The sequence below is a fragment of the Corynebacterium sp. NML120713 genome, from assembly GCF_001875735.1.
GTDB classification, from domain to species: Bacteria; Actinomycetota; Actinomycetes; order Mycobacteriales; family Mycobacteriaceae; genus Corynebacterium; species Corynebacterium pseudogenitalium.
Genome location: NZ_MLCR01000013.1, coordinates 52,974 through 70,106 on the forward strand (window position 1 = coordinate 52,974; position 17,133 = coordinate 70,106).

A 17,133-nucleotide genomic window follows, 5' to 3' on the forward strand; every position below is an offset into this window, starting at 1 on the left:
GAAGAATGGAGACTGTGATTACCGTCCGGCCACTGGACGGGGATCTTAATCCCAGGCCTGGGGAGTGTCAGATTGCAGGCCCCTACGCTGGCGACGCTGGAGTCGTCCTAGCGTCGGAGATGACGGGGTTCATGGACCCTGTTTCCGAAGCTGTCACAAAGTCTCCGGGCGGTAGGCCCGGTACAAAGCTGGTCGTTACCAGGTTCACCGAGCGGACTATCGTCTTCAAGGTCACAATCCTGGGCGAAGGTAGCGAGTGGGCAAAGAACGACCTGGCCTGGCGCAAACTCTGGTCGTACACCCGGTACACACAGATCGAGGTCAGGAACGGGCTATCGCACCGGGTTATTCGAGCGAGGCTCTCCGAGATTGAGGTTGATACCACCTACGACCCTCACATCCAAGGTGCCGTGGACGTAACAATGACGGTCGTGGCAGACGACCCGTTCTTCTACGACTACGAGGCCGTGGCCTCCAGCAGGCTCGGCAAGTATCGCAAGGTCGGGAAGGTTCGAACGAACCTGGACTATGACACGGACCTGACTGGTCCGGTGTACCCACGGTTTATCATCACCCCGACCAAGGCCGAGCCAGCCTCTAGTGTCAGCGTTTTCTTCGGGAAAACGGAGCACACGTTCCCAACTCCCGACCTCGTTCCTGGAGGGTCGTACATCGTTAACACCGACCCAGGGTCTCGCCAGTGGATTGCAGAGCACGACCCTAACGTCTGGGCACGACTGAACGGTATCCGCTACTCCCTCCCGGACGCTGGGCCGGACGGGGAGAAGGTGGGAGTTTCTTCCCAGCTAACGGACGGTATCACCAAGGTCGATGTCGTCGTCCCGTACGAGAGGCCGTGGTAGCATGACGTTTCTTCAGACAGAGTTGGACAACCGCAAGGTGTTTCCAACCACGCAAGAGCAAATCAGAATCTGGAACGGGAACTGGGAGCTGTTCGGGGTTGTTTCTGGGGAGTACTCGTACGAGTTCACCTTCCTGAACAACGACGCTGGAACAGCCCAGGTCGAGCTTCCGGTAGACCACTGGATCTCGCAGAGTCTCCTGAATCCGGAGGACTGGCCAACATCGAGCATGTACATCACCTTCGACAAGGACGGTGCTCGGTGGTCGGGGAGGATAGAGACCTTCCAGGTGAAGGTTGACTACAAGGGAGACCAGGTTGTCACCCTGTACGCTACCCACGACTACAACAAGCTGCGGGAGCTTATCGTTTGGGCGAACCCGTTTTTGCCAGCCGAGGTTCAGTTTCCGAAGGCCTGGATGCTGTTCGGGCCAGCTCGCTGGACCGTGGCCACCACGCTGTTCGTCAACCTGCTTAGGAAGAACAATAGCCTGTGGATGATTCCGGACGACCCACTCAACTTCAAGCAGTGGTTCGACCTGAACATGAGCAACTGGAACATGGTTGTTAAGCCAGTTACCTACTCCGAGGACAAATCGCTCACAGCGATTGTATCATCGAGGTTCAAGTACTTTCACGACTGCGTTATCCCCATCCTCAACGACGCGCAGCTCACCATCGACTGTCGCAGGTACCTGGAGGGGGACCCCGACCCTATCCCAGGCAAGAAGCTGAGGCACGGGTGCCTGGTCTTCGAGGTGCTCGATAAGTCCGGGTGGAACAAGGAGACCTCGTTCGGAGGCAGCATCAAGCGAGGCCTGGACCGATACAAGGCCCGTGTGAAAGCCGACGGGTTCTCCGAGGGGTTCGACTATGTACCACGCCCGTCCACCCCTGCGGAGTACAAGTCCAAGAGGCCTGCGGGTTCCCTTCCGGAGGCTCCCTGGGTTGTGCTGGAGCACGGGGCTATGACCGGCGTGGAATCCACGGAGTTCGAATACACCCCGCCTGGACCTTCCCAGTTTGTGACTGGCGGGTCTTCTATGCCGGGGGTGAACGAGGCTATCAAGGCCTCCATCATCACCTTCGGCGGTATGCTCGGCACTCTTTTGCTTGGGCAGACCCAGCTCGGTACAGCAGCTGAAGCCCTGCTGGAGCCACTCTATTCCGACGTGTTCGCTGCCTTCATGGCGCACAAGCACCACGACCGGATCAAGAAGCAGGGGTGGGATTACCCGTTCGAGAAGTGGGTGGACGGAGCTGACAAGGCGTACACAATCAGTGCGCTGACCGCGCTCCGCAGAGCGAAGTACGAGACGCGAGAGCGTTTCTCTTCGACGGTCAAGATGAACAACGGGTCACCCTACTGGATTGGACCAGGCAGTAGCGGGGACTTCTTCATCGGGGATCGTGTTGCTGTCCACTCGCTCGGTATGCCCGAGGACAAACTGTACGTCAACCAGGTCCAGGAATTGACGTACCGATCTTCCAGCGACGACAAAGACTGGGAGATTTCACTAGGTAAGCCGGAGTTCAGCTCCGGGTTGGAATACATCTCAGAGAGGTTGGAGAGACTGACCTCCGGACTCAAGGACGTAGGAGTGTGGTAATGGCTATCCCACGGCAGGAAGAAACAAACTTTGACGACCCCGCAGAAAGATTCTTGTGGGCGTTCCGGGGAATGGAATACAACGGTATGCCCATCGGATTCCCCGAACCAGTCTTGAAGGAGTGGTCCGAGCATCTTTCTGCCTGCGGGTTTATCCACATCGACCAGGCGAGGTCGGTCGAGAACCTCGACGACCTTCCAGGCCAGGAGATCCACTACCAACCACCCATCCGAGGACAGGACCACGCCCTGAACGTCGCAGGGAAGTGGGTTCCGGTCACCCAGCCTATACAAGAGCCGGTCGTTCCAGCGACTTCGCAGATGACCCCGACCGAGAAAGCCAAGCTCATCAACGAACTTCGAGAGGAGGGCCTCATTGACTAGCCCCAACGTAGAAAAGCCTACAAGCAAGGTTAAGTCCTACGAGACTGTTCACGGCAAGGGAGGGTCTTACGGCCAGGGCCTGAACGAAGCGTCGGTCCGTAAACTTCTTTCTACCGAGATGGATAGCCCGTTCTCTAAGTTGATGAGAGGGCTAACCAAGTTCGGGGAGGAAGTCCTCGGCTGGGTTGCTGATGGAATCAGAGGCGAGGGAGGAGCCAAGTCCACGGTTATCGCCGGAGCTGTCAACGAGCGCCTAGGACCTATCAACACGGCAATCTCTGAGGCCGGAGAGCACGTAACAGACCTTGGCCTCAAGGTAGAGCAGAACTCCCGCAAACAGCGCGAGTTGCAGGATCAGACGAAGAACGTACTCTCACAGACCAACAACGCGGTCCTTCAAGCGAAGCAGGCCACTACCAACGTTGCCAACTACAAGAAGGCGCAGGACGACCTCGCTCGCAAGTACGCGAACGAGTCTAAGCAGCTCCAAAACAAGCTGTCTGGCATCGTCACTGAGCAGGACGGTATTAATGACCAGATCAAGATGGTCATGGGGGAGGTCGATAGGTTTGCAGCAGGCACTGCCATGCTGAACGAGAACCTGCGCAAGATTTCCGACGAGCAGGGTAACCTCACCACCAAGGCGAAGAAGCAGATGGAGACGGTGGTTGAGGCCAACAAGAAGGTCAAGAGTGCTGTTGACGAGGCCGATAAGGCATTCAAGGCGATTGAGGGGATGGTGGATATCGGGGCGTCGCTGGTAGCCCTGATACCCGGCACTGATACCCCGGACTGGTCGAGAGCTGCCTCCAACACGGGGAAGATGCCGGACCCGCCGACCAATGTGAAGGGTGTGTACGCCTGCAACGCGAACCAAAAACAAACGATGGTGCCAAACCCACGTAAGGTCAAGGCGATTGCGGGCCGGTGGTACACCTACGAGTTCTGGGTGCGCTCGAACAAGGCAAACGCTGCGTTGCTGATCCGTTTGAATGATGGAGACCGCCACCGCGCAGCTATCAAGCAGTTCAAGCCGAAGGACAACCCCGGCCAGTGGACCACAACGGTCTGGGGCATTGGTGGAGGTATCAAAGTCACCAAAGCGAACGAGTGGCAAAAGTTCTCTGGACGCCTCCAGCTCCAGGACGACATTGAGTACGTTGCCCTCGACCGGATGGAGTGGAAGTGGGGAGGCAAGGGTCCGCAGGACGCTGTTATCTACGTAGCAGGGCTGAAGGTTCTTCCGGAGGTGCCGGACCAGGCCACGGTTGATCGCCTCCAAAACAACGCGATCCTCAAGAACACCGCTGTCGGTAAGTCGAACGCGAAAGCCATCGACGTCCTGGTCGAAGCTCGTGATCTCCAGCTCAAGTGGAACGACCAGCAGCAAGGCTGGAACGCTACGCAGGAGAAACTGAACGCGACGAACAAGGACGCCATTAACGGCCTAAAGAAAGCCAACAAGCTCCAGCAGGACTGGAACAGGGAGCAGAAGAACTGGAACAAAACCGCCAACACTGCCATGTCGGCAAACACGAGTGCTATCATCGCGCTCGCTCGAAAAGACTCTGCTCAGTCTATCCTCGCATGGAAGGACCTTACCGAAGCCGAGGTCAAGGCAGGCAAGCGCGAGGTTTGGAAGCCAGTGTGGGCTACCGGGGCGATCTGGTACCGCGAAAAGAAGACCGCGAGCGATGGGGATAAAAGATTCCTGGGCAATCACGACGATATGTGGGGAGTATCATCGACTACTAGTACTCGCAATTGTGAGACTGCGTGGATGCGAGTAGAGCCAGGCAAGCGATACAAACTATCGTTCTGGGCGAGAGGCACGAGAGCTGGCTCCCGTCTCTACATTCAGATGTGGGGGAAAGGATCTAACGGAGGCTCCCCCTTTCGTAAAGTGTGGTACAACGTAGATTCTAAGACGGGGCAGCGCACTGAATCACGAGGGAGTTGGACTTCGTACCCTGTGCAAAACTACGAGCTTTCAACAACCTGGAAGCTGTTCGAGCAGGTCGTAGAGATCCGCGAAGGCGTGACAGAGTTACGGTTCGGTAAGTTCTACTGGAACCACAGCAACGGAACTGCAAAGGCAAACCAGTGGATTACTGGGCTGGAGTTCGGTCCAGACATCCCACTCCAGAAGGATGTTGACGAAGCTCAGAGCTTGGGTATCGAGCTTAACAAGAGAGCCAACGAGCTGGACGAAGAGTTTCGCTTAGCACAGATGAAGACCAACAACCTGATTCAAGCCCAGCTGTGGAACCACCTGGATATGATCGAGTTTCTGGATATTCGGACTCCCAAGGTGTACGGCTGGGGGGCCAAGTTCGCTTCATCCCAAAAGTTCAACTATCCCAACCCCTACAACCGGAACCGGGGCGGGTACTACATCACCGCTCCCTACCACGAGCAGTGGTTGCACTACGACGACAAGGAGTTCTTCGTTGCCTGCCGAGGTACGTGGGTTGGCAAGATTGAAGTCCAGATTAACTGGACCAACGGCGCTATCGACAACTGGACCGAGTACGTCGAACCTAACCAGCGCATCTTCAAGTACACCGGCGGTGCTCCCACTATCAAGATGCGACACGCATCGGTCACCGTGTATGTAGAGTCCCTCAAGCGAGAGTGCAGCACTCGCCTTGGTACAAAGCATCGCGACGACAAGTACCCCAACCAGACCGGGAACGAAAAGCTCCCACGGAAAATGTGGACCGGGCAGTTAGATACGAACGGCCTGATCCGCAAGTGCGAGAAGGGCTTCCTCCGTCTGAAGAACACGGTTACGTGCAACCGGGATGTCGTCGTCCGCGATGAGGAGTTCAAGCCGAAGACCATCAAGGCCGGAAAGCCTCTGAGGGCGTACACGATCTACCCAGAGGATCAGAAGTTAGCCTCCGGAACCCAGTACACCTTCAAGGAGGTAGTCAGCCCGGTGGTTGGAACCCCTGCCGAGGGTGGGTACACCATCCCGGACGGTCGCCCGCGCGGGACCGTAAAGGTAAGCAAGGCGTCCTAAGCCAGCCGATTCTTCAGTTCGTCTGGTATAACCAGCTCCGTCTCAAGGATAGGGGCTTCCCAGCGGGTAGCTTTCTTGATAGTCCTAACCCGCATGAAGATTCCTGCCTTGTTGAGGAGTCTTCTCCTCTCCTGGGTGTCCAGGGACTCCCACAAACCCCCGTAGGTTTGGCCAGTATCAATCCACTGGTCGCCTGCGGGGGTCTTTTTTTGTTCCTCCAGGCGTTTGATGCGCTCACCAACCACCCGCAGCTGCTCGAACAGGGTCTCCCTGGTTTCCTGGTCCGGTGCAGTGGACAGGAACGAGGCAATATCACTGTAGGTTTGCTGTGCTTCCTCCAGCTCTCCCTCCTGGATTGAGACGCCAGGGGCTTTCTCCATGATGGGGATACTGAACAGCTCTTCCCGAGCAATATCCTCGAGGATCGGCTCGATGTAGCGAACAGGTACCGTGTTGTTGCACTCCTGGCAGCGGTACGAGCCGGGCGAGTTGATTCCGCGTTTGCGTTGGATATGCAGGTTCTTCCCGCAGTGCCAACAGCGGAGCACTCCGAGATACGCTGAGGTTTCCCTCGGGCGGATGTCTCTCTTGCTTCTCGCTTCTATTAGTGCTTGGAGCTTCGAGAAGTTGTCCATACTAATGGAGGGTTCGCACTTCATCACGGGAGTGCCGTCGCTGTTCAGCACAGGCTGTCCCTGGTGCATCGTCCAGCCGAGCATGTTTTTGTTCGTGAGCACGTCCAGCACAGACCCGCCATTCCATTCTTTACCCCTGGCTGTTCTCGCGCCCTGCGCGTTGAGTCTCCTCGCAATCTCCGAGGCGGTCAACCCCTCTAGCCCTAGGCGGATCATGGCCTGCAACGTATTCTGGGTCTTCTCGTCCTTCTCGAGGTACCGGCCCCCGTCCCGCTTGACTGACTTGTAGCCGAAGGGAGGAGTCCCTCCCCGGAAACGTCCACTCTCCCGCAGCGCCTTCTGCCCAGCCTGGATACGCTCTGTGATAGCCTCAAGCTCGCCCTCTGCCACACCGGCGATAACACCAGCCACCATACGACCAACCCAGCTGGAGAGGTCGATGTTATCGGAGATGCAGACCAGCTCTTTCTCGTTATCCTGCAACCAGCCGAACAGCTGGTGCAGCGTAATCGAGGAGCGCGCTAGGCGGTCGAGTTTCCAGGCGACCAGAATATCCCAGCTTCTGCTTCCTTCGTTCGTGAGAAACTTACCTAGTTCCGGAGCATTGAACGGGGAGACACTGCCGGAAACCTCGACGTCCTCAGCCCACGCTACAATCGTGTGACCGTTCTCCTCAGCCCAGTCTTCAATCATCCTGCGTTGCCGAGCGACGCTGGTACTTTCTTCCTTAGACCTGGACAAACGCACTCTGCCAAGAACTCTCATGTCATTGACTATACTCTGGGTTTACTATGGCGAACCTGATCAACCTCGAAAACGTATCCAAAACCTGGGGCTTAAAAACACTGCTCGACGGTGTCTCCCTCGGAATCCAGACCGGCGATCGCATCGGCATCGTGGGCGTCAACGGCGGCGGGAAAACAACGTTGCTTGAGGTGCTCACCGGCATCGAAGCCCCGGACAGCGGGCGCGTGTCGCACAACTCTGACCTACGCATGGCGGTGGTGACACAACGCTTCGAAATTCACGACGACGCCACCGTCGGCGACGTCGTCGTCAAACCCTTGGGGCTCGAGACGTACGAGTGGGCGTCGAATAGCAAGGTGCGAGAGGTTCTCCAAGGAACAGGCGTGGCTGCCCTCGGGCTGGACACCCCGGTCGGGGAGCTTTCTGGTGGTGAGCGGCGCCGCGTGAGCCTCGCCGCGGCCCTTGTGCAGGACTTGGAACTCGTGGTGCTTGACGAGCCGACGAACCACCTTGACGTCGAGGGCGTGCAGTGGCTGGCATCCCACCTCATGCAGCGCAAACTCGCAGTCGTGGTGGTTACGCACGACCGCTGGTTCCTCGATACTGTCGCTACGCTGACCTGGGAGGTCCACGACGGCACCGTCGACGTCTACGAGGGTGGCTACAACGACTGGACGTTTGCCCGCGCCGAGCGTGCCCGCCAGGCGGACGCCATCGAGCAGCGTCGTCAGAACTTGGCGCGCAAAGAGCTTGCGTGGCTGCGCCGAGGCGCCCCCGCACGCACGTCAAAACCGCGCTACCGCATCGAAGCAGCCGAAGCTCTCATCGCAAATGTCCCGCCACCACGCGACAAGGTCGAGCTGATGGCGTTTTCCAAGCAACGCCAGGGCAACGTCGTCATCGAGTTTGAGGACGCCCGCATCGACGCTCCTGACGGGCGCACGCTCGTCGACCACCTCACGTGGCGGCTCGCGCCGGGCGAGCGCATCGGTCTTGTTGGTGTCAACGGTTCCGGAAAGACGACGTTGCTGCGGACGCTCGCCGGTGACTACCCGCTTGCCGTCGGCAAGCGCATCGAAGGCCTGACCACACGGATTGGGTGGCTGCGACAGGAACTCGACGACCTCGACCCAACGAGGACGGTGCTCGACTCTGTGGAGGACGTCGCGCACTACATCACGTTGGGTAAGAAGGAGGTTTCGGCATCCCAGCTCGCGGAGCGTCTCGGGTTTAGCCCGAAGCGCCAGCGCACACCTGTTGGGGACCTCTCCGGCGGTGAGCGTCGTCGGCTCCAACTGACGCGTGTGCTGATGAGTGAGCCCAACGTATTGCTTCTCGACGAGCCCACCAACGACCTCGACATCGATACGCTGCAGGAACTCGAAGACTTACTCGATGGCTGGCCAGGAACGCTCGTCGTGATTTCGCACGACCGCTATCTGATTGAACGCATCGCGGACTCTACCTACGCACTGTTCGGCGACGGCACGCTGAGCAACCTACCCGGAGGGATCACGCAGTACCTCGAGCAGCGAGCTGCCATGGACACCCAAACGGGTCCACTCGATTTGGGGGAGAAGACCGAAAACTCCGAAAAAGCTGCCCCCGTGGAGGAACCGCGGCTGTCATCGCAGGAAGAACGTGAGATCCGGAAGCGGATGAAAGCGCTTGAGCGCAAGATCGCGACGGCGGAAACACGTGCCAAGGAGTTGGAAGCGCAGATTGCCGACATGTCGGGTGAAGACGCGCCGGATTTCGAAGCGATCGGCGCGAAGACGCAGGAATTGCAGCGCACCAACGATGGCCGCGATGAGCTAGAGATGGAGTGGCTTGAGCTTGGGGAGCAGCTCGAGCACTAAATCGGGTACCCGTTATTGATCTTCTCGATCAGGTCGTTCACAATACGACCCTGCTCGAGGAGTGCTTCCTGCAGGTAGTCGGAAGCCTCGTGGCGCTTTTCTTTGCGCAGCAGCTCCACAATGTGCTCGTTGACGGAGATGAACTGGCGGTTAAACGACGGCTGCTGCTGAATAATCGGAAGCGTTGCCAAGCGCATGAACGCGTCAAGCTGGTCCATGGTGTCGCCGAGGGTCTTCGAGCCCATTGCGGAGAGCACCACGTGGTGGAAAGCCTGGTTCACGGCCGTCAGCAGGTCATCGTCGTCCTGAGCGATTGCCTCGCGGGCTTCAGTGTTGAGTTTTTCGAGACGGTCAACATCGAGCTCTTCGCCCCAAAGGAGAGCCGCAGGCTCGATTGCGGCGCGCGCACGGTAGGTGTCAGTGACGAAGTCCGGGGAAGGAGTGGCGAGGAATACGCCACGGTTCGGAATGCGCTCACAAAGACCTTCTGACGTAAGCATTGCAAATGCTTCGCGGAGGGTATTTCTGGATACCTCGAAACGCTCAGCGAGGGCAACCTCGTTGAGCTTCTGGCCTGGGGAGAACTCACCACGCGAAATCGCGCGGCGGACCTCAGAGGCAACGTTTTGAGCAAGCATGGCATCCGTAAGTGTAGAACTATTTATTTAAGCTAGTCAGCAATGGTAAATAGAACCATCGGCCGACAACTGTTACGAGTATAACGCATCTATTGTTGAACAATTAACTGAGCAGCTTCGTAGCCAAAAGCGTCGGCTGACAACAATGCGAGATATGCGTAGGGTGGTGGCATGATTTTGATCAACGTTCGTTACAAGCCACTGCCAGAATACGTCGAGACATTTCGTCAAGAGGTAGAGGAATTCACCAACGCAACCCGCGCAGAGCCGGGCTGCATCTTCTTTGACTGGTACCGCAGTGAAGAGGATAAGAACGAATACCTGCTCATCGAGGCATTCCACGACGATGCCGCGGAAGCGCACGTGAACTCCGATCATTTCCGCGCCGCCCAGGAGCTGTTCCCGAAGATTCTGAAGGAAACCCCGACCATCATCAATACCCTGATCGAGGGTAAGACCGAGTGGGATACCATGGCTGAATTCAAGGTGGACTAGCCGAATCGGCTTAATTTCTCCCCGCTTTATGGGTACGGTTAGTACCTATGAGTGAAGAGAAGAATTCCACCAAGCCCCCGAAACTTTCCAAGAAGGCGTACGAGAAAGAACTCGTACGCCTTCAAGCTGAGTTGGTGGCAATGCAGCAGTGGGTCGTCAAGACCGGAGCGCGTGTTGTCATCGTGATGGAGGGGCGCGACGCGGCAGGCAAAGGCTCCGCAATTAAGCGCATCACCCAGTACCTGAACCCGCGCACCTGCCGTATTGAGGCGCTGCCGAAGCCAACTGAGCGCGAGCAGACGCAGTGGTACTTCCAGCGCTACGTCGAAAAGCTCCCCGCCGCAGGCGAGATCGTCATCTTCGACAGGTCCTGGTACAACCGCGCCGGCGTTGAGCGCGTGATGGGGTTCTGCACCACGGAGGAATACCGTCGGTTCCTACACCAGACACCGATCTTTGAACGCCTCCTCGTTGAGGACGGCATCATGCTGCGTAAGTACTGGTTCTCTGTATCGGATGAAGAGCAGTACAAGCGATTCCAATCCCGCCGGGAAGACCCGCTGCGCCAGTGGAAGCTCTCGCCAATGGACCTCGAGTCCATTACAAAGTGGGAGGACTACTCCCGAGCCAAGGATGAGATGTTTATCCACACGGATATTCCTGCGGCGCCGTGGTACACGGTTGAGTCGGAGGATAAGAAGCGCTCGCGCATCAATGTGATTTCTCACCTCTTGTCGACGATCCCCTACGAGCACATTGACCCTGATCTGCCAGAGATCCCTGAACGCCCAGAGATTATTGACTACGAGCGACCTCCGCGCGACGAGTTCCGTTACGTGCCCGATGCTGCTGCAAAGCTGGAACTCTCCAAGGTGAGCAGCAAGAAAAAGAAGAAGGGCAAGAAGAACTCCTAGTTTGGTGTGTTGCCCAAATGGAGAAACCCAGCCATACCATGAGGTGGCTGGGTTTCTTGTTTTGCGGTCTGTATATCTCTGTATATCAAGGAATCGTTGGTAGCTGGATCCCGAGAATCGTCCCTGCGCCCTGGGCGAGTGCGGCGACGGTCATTACGACGCCAGCGATCGCCATGAGTGAAGTGATCACCGTGGTGATGTGTCCGCCGACGTTATCGACGGCGCTCATACGAGCTTCCCGAGCATCGCCTGGAAACCTGGCTGGCTCGCTGCAAATGCAAGGCCACCGAGGGCCGCGATTGCGGCAAGCACGATTCCGACGATCGCGCCGGTTCCAAGGCTTGATCCTTCCGGCGTGGGAGTGGGCGTCGTCTGTGCGGGAGCATCCTTGAATTTCAGTGCAAGGGCTACCTTGGAATCCGCGAAAGGCTCACCGGCCTTGTACTGCTTATCGAAGATCGCGGAGCCGTCCTCTGTCAGTTTGGTCGGGGTGAAGGTCGCAGCGAATTGGTTGTTCTTGTTAGCCTTCAGCGGCTGTTGGACGTCGAACTCGACGATGCGCTTATCGTCGCCGGTCAACGTGGTGGTCTCTGCACCGGGCATAGCGCCCTTGCGGACATAGTCTGCCTGGAGGAACCCTTTAGCCCCTTCGATGACGACCTTGAAATCAGACAGCTGGATATCCATCGCACCGTGGTGTGCGTTGATACTGATAGCGCCGTCGAGGTCTATGACCCCTTCGCCAGTTGCCGTGAGCTTGGACTCCTTTGCATTTACTGGCAAGGCGAAGTCAACCAGCTTGCTCGCGTCAAGTACCTTTTCTGCCCCATCGGACGCCGTGATGGTTGCTGCGGCAAACGGCTTCTGGATGTAGCTCAGGAATGATCCCTTGATGTTCCAGTTTGCGTGCCCGGACTCGAGCGTTGGGGCTTCCGCGAATGCGCTCGGCGCGACGAGGGCAGTAGAAGCAAGGAAGGCAGCGGTGAGGGTTGCCAGAGTGGTGGAGCGAGACATGTACGTCCTTTCATGAGTAATCGCAACCACACCGAATGGTGAGGTTAGGCTAACCTTAAATATTGGTTGGGGTTTGGTCAACGGCCGGGGGTAATGGGGCTAGGTCGCACCTGTCATAGGGGAGCAGTTTGCCTCATGAGGCGCGATGAAAACACGATTTCCGTCGTGCAGGACCGTAATAGGCCAGTCGTAGATCTCGCTCAGAATGTGGTCCTGGTACACCTCGGCCACCGGCCCCGCTGCCGCAACAGCCCCCTGCTTCAAGCACACCACGTGGTCGCAGTACCGCGCAGCAAGCTGAAGATCGTGGAGCACGACGATCACGGTCGCGCCATCACGTGCCAAGGTGCGGGCGACGCCCATCGTCTGCTCTTGGAAGCGCACGTCCATCGCGGCAGTTGGTTCGTCGAGAAACACCACAGGTGTTCGCTGTGCCAAGACTCTGGCAAAGGCCACACGGGCGCGCTCACCACCGGAAAGCGTGAACATCTCTCGTTCCTGGAGGTGCGTGATGCCCGTCGCGGCGAGCGCTTGGTTGACGATGGTGGCGTCGTCAGGCTGAGTGCCCCACGGATGGCGCCCCATCTCGACGACGTCGCGCACCAAGAACGAAAAGGCGACACTGACATCCTGAAGCATGACGGCACGCGTCCGAGCGAGTTGATGAGCGGTGCACCCAGATACATCCTGACCTACAAGCTGGACGCTTCCGCTCGAGAGGGATGTATCGCCGGAGAGCGCAGCGAGCAATGTAGACTTGCCAGCTCCGTTGGGGCCGATGAGGCCGGTGACCTCTCCACTCTGCGCGGACATGCTGACATCGTGGAGTATTTCGCGCCCCTGTCTATGGACTGTGACATGTGAAGCGGTAACTGTCATTGTGCATGGCCCTTTCGCATCATCTGCCGCAGCAGGAAGAAGAAGGTCGGCCCGCCAATCAGCGCTGTGAAAATACCGATTGGCAGGTCAGCGAATGGAATGATTGTGCGGGAGAGGATATCGCCAGCACCGATCAAAAGCGCGCCACCGAGTGCAGAAGCCGGGACAAGCACCGTATTGGACGGGCCGACCGCAGTGCGCACGATATGTGGGACGACGAGTCCTACGAACCCGATCAACCCAGCGAAGGAGACTGCTGCGGCTGTAAGCAATGTCGATAGTGCGATCGCCAACATGCGCAGGCGTGCGACGTTGATGCCTACATGGAAGGCTGCTTGGTCGCCCAAAGCGAGGATGTCGAGCTTGCGCACAAAACACATGGCACATGCCAATGCGAAGGTGACAACGGCAGCTACCACCCCAGTTTGCGCCCAACTCGCCCCAGCGAGACTGCCCATCTGCCAGAAAACGATCTGTTCCCGCGCCGTGGTGGGGGCGATGAATGTGAGTGCTGAAATGCATGCGCCGCAGATAGCGTTCGCTGCGATGCCTACTAGAACCAGGTTCAGGACGCGGACTCTGCCACCTGAACGCGCTAGCTGGTACACCACCACGGTGACGAATATGCCCGTTGCGAACGCGAAGATCGGCACGGTCATCGTTCCGAATATGGTGATGCCGAATACGGTGGCGATTGCTGCGCCTACACCTGCCCCGGTACTGACGCCAACGACGCTTGGTTCTGCTAGGGGGTTGGCAAATACGGACTGCATGAGCGCCCCGCCTGTTCCCAGTGCCGCGCCGACGCAGAGCCCTAGAACGAGCCTCGGGATGCGGATTTGCCACAATACTGATGCTTCGAGTGTGGACGCTGACATTGGCCCTGCGGTAAGGATCGGCCAGAGCTCGCCGGGGGAGAACTCAAACTGGCCTACAACGAGAGAGGCAATGGCCGTGAGCACTAGCAGGGAAGCGGTGGCTGCGAAAAGCACAATTCTTCCAATGCGTCGTGCATGGATTGCTCCGTGGTGCTCGCTCATAGCTGCTCTCCGTAGAGAGCGTGCGCCGCGCGCAGCAGCAGTTCGCCAGTTTGAGGTCCGAACGCAAGTGAGTCACCGTCGGGAAGCGCCAGGACTCGCCGGTGCTGCCCCGCGGTGGTTTGTGCGACGCCGGGACGTTGGAGGAGGCCTTCAATATCGCCTGTGGACTGGAGCCCACCGTTCATCATGACGAACACTTCGGGGTTTACCTCGGCGAGCGCCTCAGGGCTTGCAGGCGAAGGCTGACCGATGCCGTGCTCGGAATTGACGTCCCTGCCACCTAGAGCAGTGATGAGTTCTTCAGTTCCTTCTTCACGCCCGAGTAGATAGAAGACGCCACCGGTGCCGCGAGCATACAAAAACGACATTCGCAGTGGTTCTTCAGGTGCCACCGCAGCGATTGCGTCGAGCGCTTGCTGGACTTCTTTCTCGCTGCGTTCGGCGAGGAGGCGGCCTGCCTCAGGCTCACCGACGAGGGTTGCCACATTAGTGATGTCCTCCGCGATCGAGGCCAGCGAACGCGTCGGCTCCAGCATCACAGTGGTGATACCGGCTGCCCGTAGCTGGTCGATCGCCTCAACTGGTCCTACTGAGCGGTCGACAAGCACCAAGGTGGGACGAAGATTCAGAATGGCCTCGACGTTGAGCGAATGCCCGTTTTCCGTGACTACGGGCAGATGCGCAAGCGACGGCTCCGAGGAACTTACGGTCCGCCCGACGATGTTGTCTGCCATGCCGACACCACGAAGCGTCTTGGTGAATGTGCCGTATAGGTCCAGTGCAAGGATGCGGGAGGTATCAGTAATGGTGACGTCGTAACCGTCCGCATCGGTCACTTCGACGGGCAGAGCTTGTTCCCGTGGCGTATCGATTGGCTCGACCTCGGAGATCTCAGAGACCATCGAAACCCCTTGCGCCTGGTGTGGGTCCCCGTTTGTCTGCAGCGACTCCGCGAGCTCGTTGGTGGTGTGTTGTGTTGGGTTGTCCCACTCCGCACACCCGCCGAGGCTCAGCGTTATCGCAGTCGCGGTAACCAAGGAAAGAGTGGTTTGCAGCATTTTCATAGTGTCATATCTCCCTATCCGATGACCGCGAATCTGATGAGCGCACCGCCTGCGCCAAGCAGCGAGGCAATGAGCACCAAGAGCGTCGCGACGGTCGCGTCATCCCAACCATCCGCCCCTGTACGCGAATTGGGCGCGGTGTTTTTAATCTGGAACTTTCCGCCTTCTGGCTGATCAGAGGACGAAACAGTTGCGTCCCCCAAATGCTCGTCGAGAACGCTTCCGCGGGAAGGCGTAGACGAGGATGTTGTAGACTTCCGAAGTTTCGCTCGAGCGTCGGCCCCCGCCGCATTGTTGGATGGAGAGGACGCCCCTCCGATGGAGCCCTGGCCTTCGGCGCAGTTAGCCGATCCGCCGAGTTGAGCGGTGAAGTGAATTGTGTCGAGCGGATCGCCAGGAGGGTAGAACTGCCCAAACGCTTCCGAACCTGTGCTCGTAAGCGTTGCTTCTGCTGTACCGGTTACCGCAGAGTCGCTCACATCGAGGTTCGTGAAAGTGAGGTCTGCGATGGCGATGCGCCCGTAGTCGCGGGGGTCGCCTTCCATGGTGTTCGACGTCGCGTTGAGGATCAGCTGGCCGGTATTGCCGGAGAACTGGATTTCCATGTTGGAAAAACGAGTGTCCAATACGCCCCCGTGCCCGGTAAAACGGATCGAACCGGGGTAGAGGATGGACCCCGACCGCGTCGCAGATTCAACTGCTCCCGAATTGCCGTTGAAAGTAAAGGTGTTACCGCTGTCTCCAACGCCTTGGAGCTCCCACTTTCCTTTCGCGATATTGCCACGGATGTATGTACGGAACGACTGCCGGATTCCCCACTGTGCCTCAGCAGAGGTGACTCCGTGTGAGGTGCCAGCATCACAGACGGTATTTGAAGATGCATTACCGCCTGACGGTGCTGTGGCTGAGGCATCGCGATTGCTGTGGGCCGATGCGTTGCTCGATGGGGAAGTCGGCGCTGATGCTTGGTTGCGCGCCGGGGCCGTGTTGGCAGCCGAAGCAGTCGTCCCCGGCGCCGTCGAAGAGCGGTTGGGACGGGCTGACTGTTGCGACGATGTAGCGCGCTCGTGCAACGACGTTGCGCTTCGCAAGACCTTGTCGGCGTTGGTAAACAGCCCGTTGACCTCGATGAGCGTGTCGTTTACCTGTCCGAGCCAGAAAGCCGGTCCGCTTGTCGCCTTTGAACGTGTGGCGCCACTGTGCCCCTGAGCAGCTGCGTTGCTATTGTCTCCTGATGGGGACCCGAGTGTGAAGTCCGGGACTGGTCCGGCACCCGAAGCCTCCGTGAGTGAGAGATCGATACTGATCGGGTCGAGGGGCTCGCCTGCTTCGTAGAATCCGGCGAAGATAGTTTCCCCAGAAGCGGTAAGTGAGGTGTGGCCGCTTATCGTCACTTGGTTTGCGGTGAAGTCCGGTGCGGCATCAAGGGTGATGGTGGCCAGTACTTCTTTTTGTCCTTCTTCGACAGGGCCCACAGCGCCTGCGCCGACATACTTCCGTGTGCTGTAGTCCACCCGGAGTTCTGCGTTAGTGCCGTTGACCACCAAGATCGGGTTGCTGAGCGTCAGCTCGAGAGAGCCATCGTGGCCACTGAAGTGGACTGAGCCGGTGAAGTTGAATTGTCCGGAGGATGGGCCAGTAATCGCGGAGGATTCGGCTGGGAATTGGAATGCCGTCCCTGAGCGAGTCGCCCCTTCATCTGTGGAGATGGACCCCTTGGCGACGCCAGTTTCGATGTACTTACGGAACGATTCCCGCACACCCCAATCCATTGTTCCCGTGGATACAGTGCGGTGTGACGCGGTTTGTTCTTGTGCCGGAGCAGGGGGAGGGGTAATGAGGAGCGGGCTGAACGCTGTTGCTGCAAAGCCAAGCATGCTGGCAGAAGCGGCCAACGCGCATACATAGCGGATAGACATAGTTCTTGAGGAATACTCTTCGTCGTTGGAATAAATGAGGGTAAGCTTA

Annotated in this window: 15 protein-coding genes; 7 read left to right on the forward strand and 8 right to left on the reverse strand. The window is 58.2% G+C overall.

The window, feature by feature from the left end; genetic code table 11:
- The first annotated feature begins 5 nt into the window (after positions 1-5).
- The 4 genes from BJP06_RS06580 to BJP06_RS06595 are packed head-to-tail and all read left to right on the forward strand — an operon-like array spanning position 6 to position 5,880.
- A complete protein-coding gene (locus tag BJP06_RS06580; protein WP_071573283.1) occupies positions 6-863 on the forward strand; it encodes a hypothetical protein in 858 nt (285 codons plus the stop codon).
- A 1-nt stretch (position 864) separates the two neighbouring features.
- Positions 865-2,472, forward strand: coding sequence for a hypothetical protein (locus BJP06_RS06585; protein WP_071573284.1), 1,608 nt, complete (start codon positions 865-867; stop codon positions 2,470-2,472).
- Positions 2,472-2,855 (forward strand): DUF2744 domain-containing protein, encoded by a 384-nt coding sequence (locus tag BJP06_RS06590; protein ID WP_071573285.1) that lies wholly within the window; start codon positions 2,472-2,474, stop codon positions 2,853-2,855. The genes BJP06_RS06585 and BJP06_RS06590 overlap by 1 nt, the downstream gene beginning before the upstream one ends.
- Positions 2,848-5,880 carry a hypothetical protein gene (locus BJP06_RS06595; RefSeq protein WP_143110577.1) on the forward strand — a complete coding sequence of 1,011 codons (3,033 nt, stop codon included), beginning with the start codon at positions 2,848-2,850 and terminating at the stop codon, positions 5,878-5,880. The genes BJP06_RS06590 and BJP06_RS06595 overlap by 8 nt, the downstream gene beginning before the upstream one ends.
- Here BJP06_RS06595 and BJP06_RS06600 read toward each other — a convergent pair.
- Positions 5,877-7,256, reverse strand: a complete 1,380-nt coding sequence (locus tag BJP06_RS06600) for a recombinase family protein (RefSeq protein WP_177224278.1) — start codon at positions 7,254-7,256, stop codon at positions 5,877-5,879. The two genes, BJP06_RS06595 and BJP06_RS06600, sit on opposite strands and share 4 nt — an antisense overlap.
- A 50-nt stretch (positions 7,257-7,306) precedes the next feature.
- Between BJP06_RS06600 and BJP06_RS06605 the strand changes: the two genes are divergently transcribed.
- Complete coding sequence (locus BJP06_RS06605; protein ID WP_071573288.1) at positions 7,307-9,121, forward strand: ABC-F family ATP-binding cassette domain-containing protein; 1,815 nt, start codon at positions 7,307-7,309, stop codon at positions 9,119-9,121.
- Here BJP06_RS06605 and BJP06_RS06610 read toward each other — a convergent pair.
- Positions 9,118-9,759, reverse strand: a complete 642-nt coding sequence (locus tag BJP06_RS06610) for a GntR family transcriptional regulator (protein ID WP_070362805.1) — start codon at positions 9,757-9,759, stop codon at positions 9,118-9,120. The genes BJP06_RS06605 and BJP06_RS06610 overlap by 4 nt on opposite strands.
- Positions 9,760-9,930: 171 nt before the next feature.
- Between BJP06_RS06610 and BJP06_RS06615 the strand changes: the two genes are divergently transcribed.
- Together BJP06_RS06615 and ppk2 are read left to right on the forward strand one after the other, a co-directional pair.
- Entirely contained in the window at positions 9,931-10,254 is a 324-nt protein-coding gene (locus BJP06_RS06615) for a putative quinol monooxygenase (RefSeq protein WP_070362804.1), read from the forward strand.
- A 47-nt stretch (positions 10,255-10,301) separates the two neighbouring features.
- Positions 10,302-11,168: a polyphosphate kinase 2 gene (gene ppk2, locus BJP06_RS06620; RefSeq protein ID WP_070362803.1), complete on the forward strand. Its 867-nt coding sequence runs from the start codon at positions 10,302-10,304 to the stop codon at positions 11,166-11,168.
- Positions 11,169-11,253: 85 nt separating this feature from the next.
- On the opposite strand, the gene BJP06_RS12115 is transcribed toward ppk2, so the two are convergent.
- From BJP06_RS12115 to BJP06_RS06645, 6 genes are all read right to left on the reverse strand, one after another.
- Positions 11,254-11,397, reverse strand: coding sequence for a hypothetical protein (locus BJP06_RS12115; RefSeq protein ID WP_168156192.1), 144 nt, complete (start codon positions 11,395-11,397; stop codon positions 11,254-11,256).
- Positions 11,394-12,182, reverse strand: coding sequence for an HtaA domain-containing protein (locus tag BJP06_RS06625; RefSeq protein ID WP_070362802.1), 789 nt, complete (start codon positions 12,180-12,182; stop codon positions 11,394-11,396). The genes BJP06_RS12115 and BJP06_RS06625 overlap by 4 nt, the downstream gene beginning before the upstream one ends.
- Before the next feature lie 99 nt (positions 12,183-12,281).
- On the reverse strand, positions 12,282-13,061 hold the full coding sequence (locus BJP06_RS06630; RefSeq protein WP_070362801.1) for a heme ABC transporter ATP-binding protein: 780 nt from the start codon (positions 13,059-13,061) through the stop codon (positions 12,282-12,284).
- The gene (locus BJP06_RS06635) at positions 13,058-14,101 is read right to left on the reverse strand and encodes an iron ABC transporter permease (RefSeq protein WP_070362800.1); all 1,044 of its coding nucleotides are present in this window, start codon (positions 14,099-14,101) and stop codon (positions 13,058-13,060) included. The genes BJP06_RS06630 and BJP06_RS06635 overlap by 4 nt, the downstream gene beginning before the upstream one ends.
- Entirely contained in the window at positions 14,098-15,165 is a 1,068-nt protein-coding gene (locus tag BJP06_RS06640) for a hemin ABC transporter substrate-binding protein (protein WP_070362799.1), read from the reverse strand. Before BJP06_RS06640 ends, BJP06_RS06635 begins: the two co-directional genes overlap by 4 nt.
- A gap of 14 nt (positions 15,166-15,179) precedes the next feature.
- Positions 15,180-17,084: an HtaA domain-containing protein gene (locus BJP06_RS06645; protein ID WP_083433222.1), complete on the reverse strand. Its 1,905-nt coding sequence runs from the start codon at positions 17,082-17,084 to the stop codon at positions 15,180-15,182.
- Positions 17,085-17,133 lie beyond the last annotated feature (49 nt).